At 75.6% G+C, this 13,622-nt stretch carries 10 protein-coding genes; 8 read left to right on the plus strand and 2 right to left on the minus strand.

Translation table 11 applies throughout. The features are described 5' to 3' along the window. Positions 1-60: 60 nt before the first annotated feature. The gene (locus tag OG767_RS19685; RefSeq protein WP_405089894.1) at positions 61-1,938 is read right to left on the minus strand and encodes a BTAD domain-containing putative transcriptional regulator; all 1,878 of its coding nucleotides are present in this window, start codon (positions 1,936-1,938) and stop codon (positions 61-63) included. A 136-nt stretch (positions 1,939-2,074) separates the two neighbouring features. On the opposite strand from OG767_RS19685, the gene OG767_RS19690 reads away from it, so the two are divergent. Beyond that, positions 2,075-2,998 (plus strand): hypothetical protein, encoded by a 924-nt coding sequence (locus tag OG767_RS19690; RefSeq protein WP_405089895.1) that lies wholly within the window; start codon positions 2,075-2,077, stop codon positions 2,996-2,998. Here the strand turns inward: OG767_RS19690 and OG767_RS19695 are convergent. Continuing rightward, complete coding sequence (locus OG767_RS19695) at positions 2,962-4,836, minus strand: AfsR/SARP family transcriptional regulator (RefSeq protein WP_405089896.1); 1,875 nt, start codon at positions 4,834-4,836, stop codon at positions 2,962-2,964. The genes OG767_RS19690 and OG767_RS19695 overlap by 37 nt on opposite strands. A 187-nt stretch (positions 4,837-5,023) precedes the next feature. Here OG767_RS19695 and OG767_RS19700 point away from each other — a divergent pair, with 187 nt between their 5' ends. From OG767_RS19700 to OG767_RS19730, 7 genes are all read left to right on the plus strand, one after another. Further along, the gene (locus OG767_RS19700) at positions 5,024-5,956 is read left to right on the plus strand and encodes an STM4015 family protein (protein WP_405089897.1); all 933 of its coding nucleotides are present in this window, start codon (positions 5,024-5,026) and stop codon (positions 5,954-5,956) included. Between the two features lie 22 nt (positions 5,957-5,978). Continuing rightward, positions 5,979-7,058, plus strand: a complete 1,080-nt coding sequence (locus OG767_RS19705) for an STM4014 family protein (RefSeq protein ID WP_405089898.1) — start codon at positions 5,979-5,981, stop codon at positions 7,056-7,058. Beyond that, the gene (locus OG767_RS19710; protein ID WP_405089899.1) at positions 7,046-7,849 is read left to right on the plus strand and encodes an STM4013/SEN3800 family hydrolase; all 804 of its coding nucleotides are present in this window, start codon (positions 7,046-7,048) and stop codon (positions 7,847-7,849) included. Before OG767_RS19705 ends, OG767_RS19710 begins: the two co-directional genes overlap by 13 nt. Beyond that, on the plus strand, positions 7,846-9,171 hold the full coding sequence (locus OG767_RS19715; RefSeq protein WP_405089900.1) for an STM4012 family radical SAM protein: 1,326 nt from the start codon (positions 7,846-7,848) through the stop codon (positions 9,169-9,171). The genes OG767_RS19710 and OG767_RS19715 overlap by 4 nt, the downstream gene beginning before the upstream one ends. Next, positions 9,168-10,034, plus strand: coding sequence for an STM4011 family radical SAM protein (locus OG767_RS19720; protein ID WP_405089901.1), 867 nt, complete (start codon positions 9,168-9,170; stop codon positions 10,032-10,034). The genes OG767_RS19715 and OG767_RS19720 overlap by 4 nt, the downstream gene beginning before the upstream one ends. A 239-nt stretch (positions 10,035-10,273) precedes the next feature. Beyond that, the gene (locus OG767_RS19725) at positions 10,274-11,716 is read left to right on the plus strand and encodes an arabinofuranosidase catalytic domain-containing protein (protein WP_405089902.1); all 1,443 of its coding nucleotides are present in this window, start codon (positions 10,274-10,276) and stop codon (positions 11,714-11,716) included. A gap of 197 nt (positions 11,717-11,913) precedes the next feature. Continuing rightward, positions 11,914-13,614 carry a protein kinase domain-containing protein gene (locus OG767_RS19730; protein WP_405089903.1) on the plus strand — a complete coding sequence of 567 codons (1,701 nt, stop codon included), beginning with the start codon at positions 11,914-11,916 and terminating at the stop codon, positions 13,612-13,614. Positions 13,615-13,622: the final 8 nt, after the last annotated feature.

The following is a 13,622-nucleotide window of genomic DNA, read 5'->3' on the forward strand; positions in this document are numbered from 1 at the left end:
GTGAGCGATAACATGCGGCACGTCAAGTCGCGGGCCGCAGCCGGCTGCGGCCGACGCCGGCTAGCCCGCCCCGCCCGAGGGCACCGGCACGGCGCCGGACCGGCCCGGCTCGGCGGCGAGCAGCCGGGCGGCGAACTGGTGCACGGTGCGCAGCATCGTGTACCGGGGACGCGCCGCGTGGTGCCGGGCCGTCAACAACGACTTCGCCACCAGCCCGTCGAGCACCACCCGGGTGCCCGGTCGCCACCGGGGCGCGACGCCGCAGACCCGGTCCACCTCGTCCAGGCCGAAGAGCCGGGGCAGCCCACCGAGGCGGACGAAGCACCAGCGCTCGGCCGGCGTCAGGCAGTCGAGGCTGCGGTGCAGCGCGGCGCACAGCGACCGCCCGGACGCCGGCTGCCCGGGCCGTCGGGGCGGCTCCAGGGTGGCGAGTGGGTTGTCCAGGTGGCGCAGCAGCTCGTCCAGGCTCCGGTCGGCCATCCGTTCGGCGGCCAACTCGACGGCGAGTGGCAGCCGGTCGACCAGGCCGCAGATGGTGGCCACCGTGCCGACCTCCTCGACCCCCAGCTCGAAGCCGGGTCGGGCCCGGGCGGCCCGGCGGGCGAACAGCTGCACGGCGGGCATTCCGCGTACCCCGTCCGGGCCGGTGGTCAGCGCCGGCAACGGCGGCAGGCGCCACACCGACTCGTAGGGCAGACCGAGCGGCTCACGCGAGGTGACCAGCACGGTGACCCGACGCCCGGCCCGCACCACGTCGTGCACCAGGCCGGCGCAGGTGTCGGTGAGCCGGTCGACGTTGTCCAGCACCAGCAGCAGGTGCCGGTCGGCCAGCAGCCGGGCCACGGGTGCCGGGTCCGGGCCGGCCCGGCGGACGCGGCGACGGATCGCCCGCAGCGCGTCGGCCGGGGTGCGGGCGGCGGCGAGGTCGACGGTGACGACGCCGTCGGCGTACCCCTCGCCGGCCCGCTGCGCGACGGCGGCGGCGAGCGCCGACTTGCCCCCGCCCGCCGGCCCGGCCACGGTGACCACCCGCTGCTCGGCGAGCAGGTCGGACAAGGCGGCGAGGTCGGCCTCCCGGCCGATCAGGTCCGCGTCGTCCCGGGCCGGGTCCGGTCCGGACGGTCTCCCGCCGGTCGCGCCGCGGGCCGGCGGAGGCGTCCCGGGTCGGCGCGGCGCGGGACCGCGTCGCAGCTCACGGCCGGCGGCGGCCAGTTCCGGACCGGGCTCGATGCCCAGTTCGGCGGTGAGCCGGGCGGTGATCTCGGCGAGCCGGTCCCGGGCGGTCGCCCGCCGGCCGGTCCGCGCCAACACGCTGACGTGCCCGGCCTGCACGGCCTCGTGCAGCGGCTCGGCGGCGGCGAGCCGTGCCGCGACGGCCAGCACCTCGTCCGGCCGGTCGAGGTCCAGACCGAGACGGACCAGATCGAGGCCGGCGTTGACCCATTCCCGGCGGAGCGCGGCGACCGTCTCCGACCCCGGCAGCAGCGCGCGCAGGTCGGTCAGGTCGGGATCGGACCAGCCGGCGACCGCGGCGGTCAGCAGCGCGAACGCGGTCGTCCGGTGGGCTCGGCCCGCCAGGGCGCGGGCCGCCTCGGTGAGCCGCCGGAACCGGGGCAGGTCGACCTGGTCCGGGTGGAGCTGGAGGCGGTACGCCCGGGGCGCGGAGACGATCACGTTGGTACGGGCGTGCCGGGGCGACGCCGGCTCCAACGCGCGCCGCAACCGCGCCACGTAGGTGTGCAGGAGACGGCTCCCGCTGGGCGGCGGACGGTCGCCCCACAGCGACCGGGCGAGCGTCTCGATCGGGAGGTTCTCCCCGACGTGCAGGGCCAGCAACGCCAGCAACGCGCGCTGCTTCGACGGACCGAGCGCCACCGGCGTGCCGCCGTCGTGGACCCGGACCGCGCCGAGCACGGTGACGGAGAAGTGACGTCCCACGGACCGGTGATTCCTTCCCTGACCGCTCCCTGTCTGCGCGTCAAGAATGCTGCATACCGCTCGTGCGACGCTTCTTCGTGTTTGCCGGCCCGGCGTGGAACTTTCGGCCCGGACGCGGACCAGGGGAGGATCGTCAATGACCACACTCGCCAGACCCACCACCAACCGCCCGCTCACCCGAGACCGCCGCCCGATCGCCGCGCTGGTGGCCGTTGCCGGGGGCCTGCTGCTCGCCATGCTCTGGTCGTTCGAGCTGGTCGACCACGTGATCGGTGACTCCGTCGCCAACTCCGTGCTCGGCACCGACGCCAAGCAGACCGTGATCGGCGGGTCCGCGGCCGGTGCCCTGTTCGCCTTCGTCTCCGGCTTCGCCGGCACGTTCACCGCCTGCAACATCGCCGTGTTCGGCGCGCTGCCGGACGTCGCCGGCCGGGCCGACGGGTCACGCCGGGGGCGCGTCGCCGCCGTGCTGGCGCCGCTCGGCTGGCTGGCGCTCGGGCTGGTGGCGGTGGCCGCGGTGTACGGCTTCGTGGCCGTGCTGATCGGGTCCCGGCTCCCCCAGCTCTCCACCGCCACCGTCGGCTCCGGCTTCCCGGTCCGGCTGGTGCAGGCGTCGGTGGTGTTCGGGCTGATCGGGCTGGCGTTCGCCGCGCTCGGCCTGGCGGCGCTGGGGCTGCTCCCCGACCCGTTCGCCAACCGGCCCACGGCCCGCCTGGTGACGCTCGGCGCCCTGGTCGGCGGCTTCCTGGTCGGACGGCCGTACCCGCTGTTCCACAAGCTGCTGGAGCAGGCGGTGGACAGTCACAACCCGTTCTACGGCGCGCTGGCGCTCGTCCTCCAGTCGCTGGGCAACATCCTGGTGATGGTCGTGCTGGCGCTGCTGCTGGTGCTGGGCACGCGCGGCGGCGTACAGCGGTGGTTGTCCCGGCCCGGCCGGGCCGGCCTGCTGGTCGGCGTCGCGCTGCTGGTGCTCGGCGCGTTCCTGGTCTTCTACTGGGACGTGCGGCTGCCCGCCAAGTTCGGCTACGGCTGGTTCCCGACCATGCCCTGGAACGCCTGACCGTCGTCCCCGTCGCGCTCACCGGCTGCGGCCACCGCCACGGTGCGCAGCAGCCGGTAGCGGGCGCCGTCCGGGCCGGCGTCCGGCTCCAGCAGGCACGCGTCGGCCAACCGGTCGAGCACGTCGCGCACCTCGCCGTCCGGGACGATGCCGGCGCAGCGCGCGACCGCGTCGTCCGGGGAGAAGCGCAGCTCTCCCCGGGCCAACCGGGCCAGGCACGCCCGGTCGGTCGGGCGCAGCGGGGCCAGGCTGCGCCGCAGCGCGGAGGTGAGCGACCGGTGGTGCCGCGGGTGTCCCCGCCGCCGCGGTCGCAGCAGGTGGAGCGGGTCGGCGACCCGCCGGAGCACGCCGTCGAGACTGTCGGTGTAGAGGCAGGCGGCGGCAAGCTCCAGGGCCAGCGGCAGCCCGTCCAGCTCGCGGCAGATCCGGGCCACCGTCGGAGCGTCGGCCGGCGACAGGCGGAAACCGGGGCGGACCAGCCGGGCCCGGTCGACGAAGAGGCGCACCGCCGGATTCGCGGCCAGCGTCTCCACGTCCGCCGGCCCGGGTACCGGTAGCGGGCCGAGCCGGAACACCGCCTCGTGGGCCGGCCCGGGCCGGCGGCGGGAGGTGACAAGCACGGCCGTGCGGGGGCAGCGGTGCCGCACGTACTCGATCATCTCCGCGGCGCGCCCGGCCAGGTGCTCGACGTCGTCGAGCACCAGCAGCATCCGACGCTCCCCCACCACGCGCAGCGGATCGGCGGTGGCCGCCAGCCCCAGCGTCTCGGCGAGCAGGCGCAGCACCGCGCCGCAGTCCGGGGCCTCGGCCGCGTCCACGGCGGCGACGCCGTCCGGGAACACGGCGGCGACCCGTTCGGCGACCGCCAGGCCGGTGGCGGACTTGCCGCAGCCGGCCGGGCCGACGATGGTCACGTGCCGGTACGCCACCAGCAGCGTGGCGCAGTGCGCGACCTCGGCGTCACGGCCGATCAGCGTGCCGACGGCCGGCCCCGGCCCGCGCCAACCGGGCGGCCGTGCGGTCCGCGGCCGGGCCGGGGCGCCCGACGCCGCCAGGGCCGGTGCGTCCCCGGCGCGCAGCAACGCGGCGTGGATGCGGCGCAGTTCCGGCCCGGGCTCCACGTCCAGCTCGGCGCGGAGCCGGGCCCGGACGTCGAGGTAGTGGTGCACGGCGGCGGCGCGCTGGCCGCTGCCCGCGAGCACCTCCAGGTAGCGGGCCTGCACCGCTTCCTGCAACGGCTCGGCGGCGGCGAGCCGCTCGACCACCGGCACCACCTGCGAGGTCCGGCCCAGGGCGACCGCCACCGAGGCGTACAGCAGGCCGGCGTCGACCCAGGCGGCGCGCAGCGCGGTGACGTGCCGCGGGCCGGCCAGCAGCCCGGTGAGGTGGGTGAGCGTCGGGTCCCGCCACAGGTCCAGCGCGGTGGCGAGCAGTTCGAACGCGTCGTCGAGCGCGCCGGCCGCCCGCCGGCTGCGGGCCCGGCCGAGCAGCGTGCGGAACAGGCACGCGTCGACGTCCTCCGGGGGGACGTCGAGCCGGTAGCCGCCGGGCACCGACGCGATGACGTTGGTGCGGGCCCGGGGCGCGGTGCCGGGCTCCAGCACCTGGCGCAGCCGGGCGACGTACGTCCGGATGAGGTGTGCGCCGCTGTCCGGCGCGTCGTCGCCCCAGAGCGCCTCGGTGAGCGCGCCCAGCAGGACCGGCTGCCGGGGGTGCAGGGCGAGGTAGCCCAGGACCGCACGTTGCCGGGCGGGACCCAACGGGATCTCCACCGGGCCGCGGAGCGCGGCGACCGGGCCCAGCACCCTGATCCGGACCGGGTCCACGGCAGCGGCCATGTGCGCCTCCCCCCACCGGGAGGCTAGGTGACCGGCAGACGGCTGTCCATGACGGAGCGCCACCCGCCGATGACCCACCGCACAAGCTGTCCGGCATTGCGCACGGCAGGAGTCCGCCGCCCCGGGTCGTGTCGGGGCCGCCTGTTACGGTTCCGCCGCCCTTGCCGCTGCCGCACCGGAGGTTGGTGTGATCAATTCGCACGTCTCGTCGTTCGCCGGGTTGCCGGTCCTGCCGTTCACACCGGGAATGGCGCTGCCGGCGGATCCGTCCGCCGTGGCCTGGCGGTTGGAGGTCGAGGAGTTCGACGCCGACCCGACCGAGTTCGCCGGTCTGGTCCGCGCCCTGCTTGACGAGGTGCCGGCCGAGGCGGTACGCGCCGTGGTGGTGGGCGAGTGGGGCGAGGCGTACGAGCGTCCGCTGCCGGTCGACCTGCTGGTCGACGCCGCGTCGAAGTGGACCGGGCTGCGGGCGGTGTTCCTGGCCGACCTGGTCGCCGAGCAGTGCGAGATCTCCTGGCTGACCCACGGCGACGTCACGCCGCTGCTGGCCGCGTGTCCGGCGCTGGAGGTGCTGTGGATCCGCGGCGCGCAGGGGCTGCGGCTGGAGCCGGTCCGGCACACCGCGCTGCGCGAGCTGCGGATCGAGTCCGGCGGCCTGCCGGCCGAGGTGGTGCGCGCGGTCGCGGCGTGCGACCTGCCGGCGCTGCACCGGCTGGACCTGTGGCTCGGCGTCGCCGACTACGGCGGCGACGCCACCGTGGACGACCTGGCCGCGGTGCTGGCCGGCGACCGGCTCCCGGCGGTGCGGCACCTCGGGCTCTGCAACGCGGAGCACGCCGACGCGATCGCCGCGGCGGTCGCCGACGCGCCGGTCGTCGGCCGGCTGGAGGTCCTCGACCTGTCCATGGGCGTGCTCGGCGACGCCGGCGCGACGGCGCTGCTGGCCGGTCAGCCGCTGACCCACCTGCGCCGGCTCGACCTGCACCACCACTACCTGTCCGAGGAGGTGGCCGCGTCGGTGGTCGCCGCGCTGCCCGGCGTCGAGGTCGACGTCTCCGACCCGCAGACCGCCGACACGTACGACGGCCAGCCCTACTACTACACCGCGGTCGGGGAGTGACCGGCGGCGGTGGCGTGCTGACATGCGACTGACCGTGGTGGGCAATCCCGCGAACCGCCGGGTGGCGCTGTTCACGAGCGCGGTGCGCGCCGCGGGGCTGCCCGCCCCCACCGTCCTGCCCTGGGTCGACGTGCTGACCGGGGCCGTCCCGCCGCCGGCCGGCGCGCTGGTGCGGGTCGACTCCCCGGGCGAGGATCCGCACGTCGACCGGCTGCTGCGACGGTCGGCCACCGCCGCCCGGCACGGCGAGCTGATCGGCCTCGCCGACGCGTACGCCGGTCTGGTGGCCGGGCTCGACCGGGTCGCCGCCGGCGGCGCGGAGCTGCTGAACCCACCGGCGGACGTCGCGGTGCTCTGCGACAAGCGGCGCTGCCACGCGGTGCTGTCGGCGGCCGGCGTGCCGGTGCCGGACGCCCTGCCGCCGGCTGGCGGGTATGCCGCGCTGCGCGAGGCGATGGCGGCGGCCGGGTGGCGCCGGGTGTTCGTCAAGCCGGCGCACGGGTCGTCCGCCGCCGGGGTGCTCGCGCTCGCGGTGGGTCCGCGCGGCGTGCGGGCCGACACCACCGTCGAGCTGACCCCGGACGGGTTGTTCAACTCGCTGCGGGTCCGCCGGCACACCGACGAGGCGACGATCGCCGCGATCGTCGACCGGCTGGCCCCGGACGGCCTGCACGTCGAACGGTGGCTGCCCAAGGCCGGCCTGCGGGACCGGGTGGTCGACGTGCGGGTGCTGGTGGTCGCCGGCCGGCCGACGCACGCGGTGGTGCGCGCCGCCCGGGGCCCGCTGACCAACCTGCACCTCGGCAACGCCCGGGGCGACCTGGCCGAGCTGCGCGCCGCGGCCGGCCCGGCGGGCTGGTCGGCGGCGATGGAGACCTGCGAGCGCGTCGCCGCCTGCTTCGCCGGCTCGCTGCACGTCGGCGTCGACCTGATGTTCCTGACCGGGTGGCGCCGGCACGCGGTCGCCGAGGTGAACGCGTTCGGCGACCTGCTGCCCGGCGTGCTGACCGACGGCCGGGACAGCTACGCCGAACAGGTGCACGCGCTGACCACCGGCCGGTGGCGGCGGTGGCGGGCGGAGGTGGCCGCATGCGCGGCCTGATCGGCAGCCACGACCTGCTCCTGGTCACGCTTGACACGTTGCGCCACGACGTGGCCGCCGAGCTGGTCGCGGCGGGGCGGACGCCGCGGCTGGCCCGGGCGCTGCCCGGCGGCCGGTGGGAGCGCCGGCACTCCCCCGCCAGCTTCACCTACGCCGCCCACCACGCGTTCTTCGCCGGCTTCCTGCCCACGCCGACCACGCCGGGGCCGCACGAGCGGCGGTTCGCGGCGGCGTTCCCGGGCAGCGAGACGGCCGGCGCGGACACCTGGGTGTTCGACGCCCCGGACCTGCCCACCGCGCTCGCCGCGGTCGGGTACCACACGCTCTGCCTGGGCGGGGTCGGTTTCTTCAACCGGCGTACGCCGCTCGGCGCGGTGCTGCCCGGCCTGTTCGCCGAGGCGCACTGGGAGCCGGAGTTCGGCGTCACGTCGCCCACCTGCCTGGACGCCCAGCTCGACCGGCTGGCCGAGGTGCTGGCCCGGGTGCCGGCGGCCCGGCCGTTGTTCACCTTCCTCAACGTCGCCGCGCTGCACCAGCCGAACCGGCACCACCTGCCCGGTGCCGAGACCGACAGCCGAGCCAGCCACGCCGCCGCGCTGGAGTACGTCGACGGCCGGATCGACCGGCTGTTCCGGCTGGTCACCGGTCGCGGCCGGCCGGTGTTCACGATCATCTGCTCCGATCACGGCACCGCCTACGGGGAGGATGGCCACACCGGCCACCGGATCGGCCACGACGTGGTGTGGACCGTCCCCTATGCCGACTTCACCCTGCACCCGGGAGAATGGTGACCAGCACCGAACCGAGCCTCGACGGCTCCGCCTACCAGCAGTATCTCTACGCGTACCCGCACAAGACCTCCTACCGGGCGCTGCGGCCCCGGCCCCGGCTGGCCGACGTGTGGCGCGCCGAGGCGCGGGACGCGCTCTTCCTCTACCTGCACGTGCCGTTCTGTGAGATGCGGTGCGGCTTCTGCAACCTGTTCACCCGCGCCAACGCGCCGGCCGAGCAGGTCACCGCGTACCTGCGGCAGGTGCGCCGGCAGGCCGGGCGGGTCGCCGAGGCGCTCGGCGCGGACGCCGGGTTCGCCCGCGCCGCGTTCGGCGGCGGCACCCCGACCTACCTCACCGCCGACGAGCTGACCGCGCTGTTCGCCGTCGCCACCGAGACGCTCGGCGCGCGCCTGCCGGGCGTACCGCTGTCGGTGGAGACCTCGCCGGCCACCGCGACGCCGGACCGGCTCGCGGTGCTCGCCGCACACGGCACCACCCGGGTGAGCATCGGCGTGCAGAGCTTCCTCGACGTCGAGGCCCGCGCCGCCGGCCGGCCGCAACGCCGTGCCGAGGTGGAGGCCGCGCTGGCCGCGATCCGGGACGCGCGGATCCCGGCGCTGAACATCGACCTGATCTACGGCATCGACGGGCAGACCGCCGACACGTGGCGGCAGAGCCTGGACGCGGCGCTGGCCTGGCGGCCGGAGGAGCTGTTCCTCTATCCGCTCTACGTCCGGCCGCTGACCGGGCTCGGGCGGCGGGCGCACGCCCGCGCCGACTGGGACGCCCAGCGCCTCGCGCTCTACCGGCAGGCGGTGGAGACGCTCGGCGCGGCCGGCTACCGACAGGAGTCGATGCGCCAGTTCCGCCGGGCCGACGCGCCGGCGCCGGACGGTCCGGGCTACTGCTGCCAGGACGACGGCATGGTCGGGCTGGGTTGCGGCGCCCGCTCCTACACCACCGCGTTGCACTACTCCTTCGACTACGCGGTGAGCGTCACGCAGGTGCGCGCGGTACTCGACGACTACCTGGCCCGGCCCGCCGACGACTTCGCGTACGCCGAGTTCGGTTTCCGGCTGGACGACGCGGAGCAGCGTCGCCGCTGGCTGCTCACGTCGCTGCTGCGCGCCGACGGGGTGGACGCGGACGCCTACCGGGCCCGCTTCGGGCGGCGGCCGGTCGACGACTTCCCGCAGCTCGGCCGCCTCGTCGAGCGGGGCTGGGCCACCGACGGCGGGCTGCGGCTCACCGCGGCCGGGCTGGCCCGCTCCGACGCCGTCGGCCCGTGGTTGACCTCCGCCGAGGTCCGGCACGCGATGACCGGGTACGCGTTGCGATGACGCTGTCGATCCTCTACCGCGGCCCGCTGGCGAGCTGCAACTACGACTGTCCCTACTGTCCGTTCGCCAAGCGGCGCGACCCACCGGAGCTGCTGCGCGCCGACCGGGCGGCGCTGGCCCGGTTCACCGGCTGGGTCGCGGCGACCACCGACGTGCGGCTGTCGGTGCTGTTCACGCCGTGGGGCGAGGCGCTGACCCGGCGCTGGTACCGGGACGCGATGGTGTCGCTGTCGCACCTGCCGCACGTGGACCGCGTGGTGGTGCAGACCAATCTCGCCGCCCGCGTCGACTGGCTGGCCGACGCCGACCCCGGCTCGGCCGCGCTCTGGACGACCTACCATCCGGGGCAGGTCGCGCGGGCGCGGTTCCTGGGCCGCTGCGCGCGCCTGACCGGGCTGGGCATCCGGTACTCGGTGGGGGTGGTCGGCCTGCCCGAACACCTCGACGAGGCGCGGGCGCTGCGGGCCGCGTTGCCGCCGGCCGTCTACCTGTGGGTCAACGCGGCCGAGGGTCGCCGTTACGACGCCGAGGAGGAGGCGGCCTGGACCGCGCTGGACCCGCACTTCGGCTACAGCGTCCGGCCGCACCTGTCGCTCGGGCGGCCGTGCCACGCCGGGGAGACCGCCGTCTCGGTGCTGGGCGACGGCACGGTCCGCCGGTGCCACTTCATCCCCACCCCGATCGGCAACCTCTACGACGGCTCGTGGCGGGCCGCGCTGAAGCCCCGCGGGTGCGAGACCGCGGTCTGCGACTGCCACATCGGGTACGTCCACCTCAAGCCGCTCGGCCTGCGGGAGGTCTTCGCGGGTGGGGTGCTGGAGCGGATCCCGGCCGGCTGGCCGCCGGCCTCGACGCCGCGCTGACGGCTGGTCGAAACGGTTCCGCCCATTGACAGGCATCTTATGTTAACGCAAACATTGACGGGTGCCTCTTCGCGAGGGCACCGGGAGCTCAGCACATCGCACCGCCGCCGGTCCAGGGCAGACCGGCGCTGCCCCGGGCCAGCTGACCGAAGGAAAGGCAGGGGTCGACAACCGGCCGTCCTCGGAACACTCCCGCTCGGTCGGCCGTCGCCACCCCACTCACGGACCGGGAGGTCCCCGTGCGACTCACGCACCATCCCCGCCACCGGGCGGCGTTGATCGCCGCCGCCACCACACTCACGCTCACCACCGCCGGCCTCACCGCCACCCAACTGCCCGCCTCGGCCGCCACCGGCTGCGCGGTCAGCTACACCGTCTCCTCGTCCTGGTCCGGCGGCTTCGGCGCGAACGTCTCCGTCACCAACCTCGGCGACCCGGTCAGCAACTGGCGGCTGACCTGGTCGTTCGGCGCCGGCCAGACCGTCACCCAGTTCTGGAACGCCACCATCACCCAGACCGGCGCCGCCGTCACCGCCGCCAACGTCTCCTACAACGGCACCATCCCCACCGGCGGCAGCACCAGCTTCGGCTTCAACGGATCGTGGACCGGCAGCAACCCGGCCCCCACCAGCTTCGCGCTCAACGGCACCACCTGCACCGGCGGCGTCAGCACGCCGCCCACGACGACGCCTCCGACGAGCACGCCACCCACCACGCCGCCACCGGGCGGCGACGGGCCGTGTGACATCTACGCGGCCGGCGGCACCCCGTGCGTCGCCGCGCACAGCACCACCCGGGCGCTGTTCCGCGCCTACAGCGGGCGGCTCTACCAGGTCCGCCGCGCCTCCGACAACACCACCCGCGACATCTCCACGCTCAGCCCGGGCGGGCCCGCCAACGCCGCCGCGCAGGACTCCTTCTGCGCCAACACCACCTGCGTCATCACCTGGATCTACGACCAGACCACGCGGGGCAACAACCTCGGCTACCAGGGCGCCGGCGGCATCGGCGGCGCGGTGCAACCGGCCGTGGCGAACCGCGAGGCGATCACGGTCGGCGGCGCGAAGGCGTACTCGCTGTTCATCCCCGGCAACAGCAGCTACTGGCGCGACGGCCACCTGACCGGCGTGCCGACCGGCAGCGCGCCGGAGGGCATGTACATGGTCACCAGCGGCACGCACGTCAACAGCGGCTGCTGCTTCGACTACGGCAACAGCGAGACCACCCGCCGGGCCGACGGCGCCGGCGCGATGGACGCGATCTACTTCGGCACCAGTTGCTGGTTCGGCGGCTGCTCCGGCAGCGGCCCCTGGGTCCAGGCCGACCTGGAGTGGGGCCTCTACCCCGGCGGCAGCCAGACCTGGAACCCCAACCAGCGCGCCTTCACCAGCAAGTTCGTCACCGCCACGCTGAAGAACAACGGCACCTCACGGTTCGCCATCAAGGGCAGCAACGCCCAGTCCGGCAACCTGTACACGCTCTACGACGGGTCGCTGCCCCCCGGCTACAGCCCGATGAAGAAGCAGGGCGCGATCATCCTGGGCAGCGGCGGCGACTGCTGCATCGACAACAAGAACCAGAGCGTCGGCACGTTCTACGAGGGGGCCATGGTGGCCGGCTACCCCTCGGACGCGACGGAGAACGCGGTCCAGGCCAACGTCGTGGCCGCCGGCTACCGCTGAGCCGATCCGGCCGCCGCCCGGTCCCACAGGGGCGGCGGCCGGATCACGGGCGGACCCGGTCGCCGTGGACGGGACGCCGCACGCCGGGCGGGCGCGGGACGGACGGTAGGCTGCGGGCGGTCATCGGGGCGTCCGAAGGGGAAGTGCGTGACAGGCGTGTCGGTTCGCGGGGCGGTTGCGGCCTGCGGAGGCCCGAAGTGAGCGAGGGACTGCGTCCCGGTGACCCGGTCCGGCTCGGTGGCTACGAACTGCTCGGCCGGCTCGGCGAGGGCGGCATGGGCAGCGTGTTCCTGGCCCGGTCACCGCAGGGCCGGCAGGTGGCCGTCAAGGTGGTCCGCGCCGAACTGTCCCACCACGACGAGTTCCGGGGCCGGTTCCGCAGCGAGGTGAACCGGGCCCGCCAGGTGCCGCCGTTCTGCACCGCCGAGGTGCTGGACGCCGACCCGGACCACGACCCGCCGTACCTGGTGGTGGAGTACGTCGACGGGCCCAGCCTGGTGCAGGTGGTCCGGGACCGGGGGCCGATGACGGCGGCCGGCGTGCACGGCATCGCGGTCGGGGTGGCCACCGCGCTCACCGCCATCCACGGCGCCGGCGTGATCCACCGGGACCTGAAACCCGCCAACGTCCTGGTCGCGCCCGGCGGGATCAAGGTCATCGACTTCGGCATCGCCCGCGCGTTCGAGGCCACCAGCCAGCACACCCGGACCGACCAGATGGTCGGCACCGTCGCGTACATGGCTCCGGAGCGGTTCGAGTCCGCATCCGGCCAACGCACGGGCCCGGCCGCGGACATCTTCGCCTGGGGCGCCGTGGTCGCCTTCGCCGCGACCGGCCGGACGCCGTTCGAGGGCGAGTCCGCCACCGCCACCGCGATGCGGATCATGACCCAGCCGCCGGACCTGACCGGTCTGGACGGGCCGCTGCGGGAGCTGGTCTCCCGGTCGCTGGAGAAGGATCCGGCCGACCGGCCCTCGGCCCGGGACCTGCTCGACGGCCTCCTGACCGCTGCCGCGCCGGCGGGCGGGGCCGCCGTCCGGGCCGCCGGGCCGGTGACGCCCGCCGGCGCGGCAGCGGCGAGCGGCCCCGGTGTCGGTCCCGGCCCCGCCGCAGGCGCGGGAGCGAACGCCGGTCCCGCAGGGGGAGCCGGCCCCGACGGCGCGGACCGGGGCGCCCCGGCGGACGCCGGCGCGGCCACGACGCGGCGCCGCCGACTCATCGGGCTGGCCGCCGGCGCCGCCGTGATGGCGGTGCTGGTGCCGGCCGCGCTGTTCGGCGCGGACCTGGTGGGTGACCGGTCCGGCGCGACGCCCACCGGCTCCGCCGGCAGCGGCACGCCGACCCCCGGCGGCCCGCCCGCGTCCCCCTCGACCGGCGGGCCGGCCACCGGCGGCACGCCCGCCGCGACGCCGGCGTCCCGCACCCCGGGCGGGTCACCGCCGGCGGCCGACCGGACCCGGGCCATGCTGGCCGGGCAGCGGCGGGTCCTGCTGCACGTGGTGGAGATCGACCGGGACCTGTCGCTGCCGTTCGACGGTGAGCTGACGGTCGGCGACGGCACCGGCAAGGACGCGCTCTTCGTGCTCGAACCGGTCGGTGTCGACTACCTGATCAAGTCGGTGAACCCGGACATCGCGCACCGTCCGTGCCTCGGCGTCAAGCTCGACCCCGAGGGGTACGCGTCGCTGGTGGGCGCCGAGTGCGAACCCACCGGGGCCACCGTGTTCAGCATCACCCGCGAGGGCAAGGACGACAAGGGCCGCACCTCCTACTCGATCTTCAACGACAAGTACGGCCTGGTGCAGTGGGAGGACACCGAGAAGAAGATCTACGTCCAGGAACTCGGCGACGCCCCGATCGACACCACGTTCAGCCTGGTCGACCGCGGCGCCGCCTGAGCCCCGTC

The organism is Micromonospora sp. NBC_01392 (assembly GCF_045040125.1).
In the GTDB taxonomy this organism is placed as follows: Bacteria; Actinomycetota; Actinomycetes; order Mycobacteriales; family Micromonosporaceae; genus Micromonospora.

Coding starts and splice junctions, on each gene's coding strand:
- OG767_RS19690 (WP_405089895.1), top strand. CDS start 2,075: ATGACCACACTCGCCAGACCCACCACCAACCGCCCGCTCACCCGAGAC.
- OG767_RS19695 (WP_405089896.1), bottom strand. CDS start 4,836: ATGGCCGCTGCCGTGGACCCGGTCCGGATCAGGGTGCTGGGCCCGGTC.
- OG767_RS19705 (WP_405089898.1), top strand. CDS start 5,979: ATGCGACTGACCGTGGTGGGCAATCCCGCGAACCGCCGGGTGGCGCTG.
- OG767_RS19710 (WP_405089899.1), top strand. CDS start 7,046: ATGCGCGGCCTGATCGGCAGCCACGACCTGCTCCTGGTCACGCTTGAC.
- OG767_RS19720 (WP_405089901.1), top strand. CDS start 9,168: ATGACGCTGTCGATCCTCTACCGCGGCCCGCTGGCGAGCTGCAACTAC.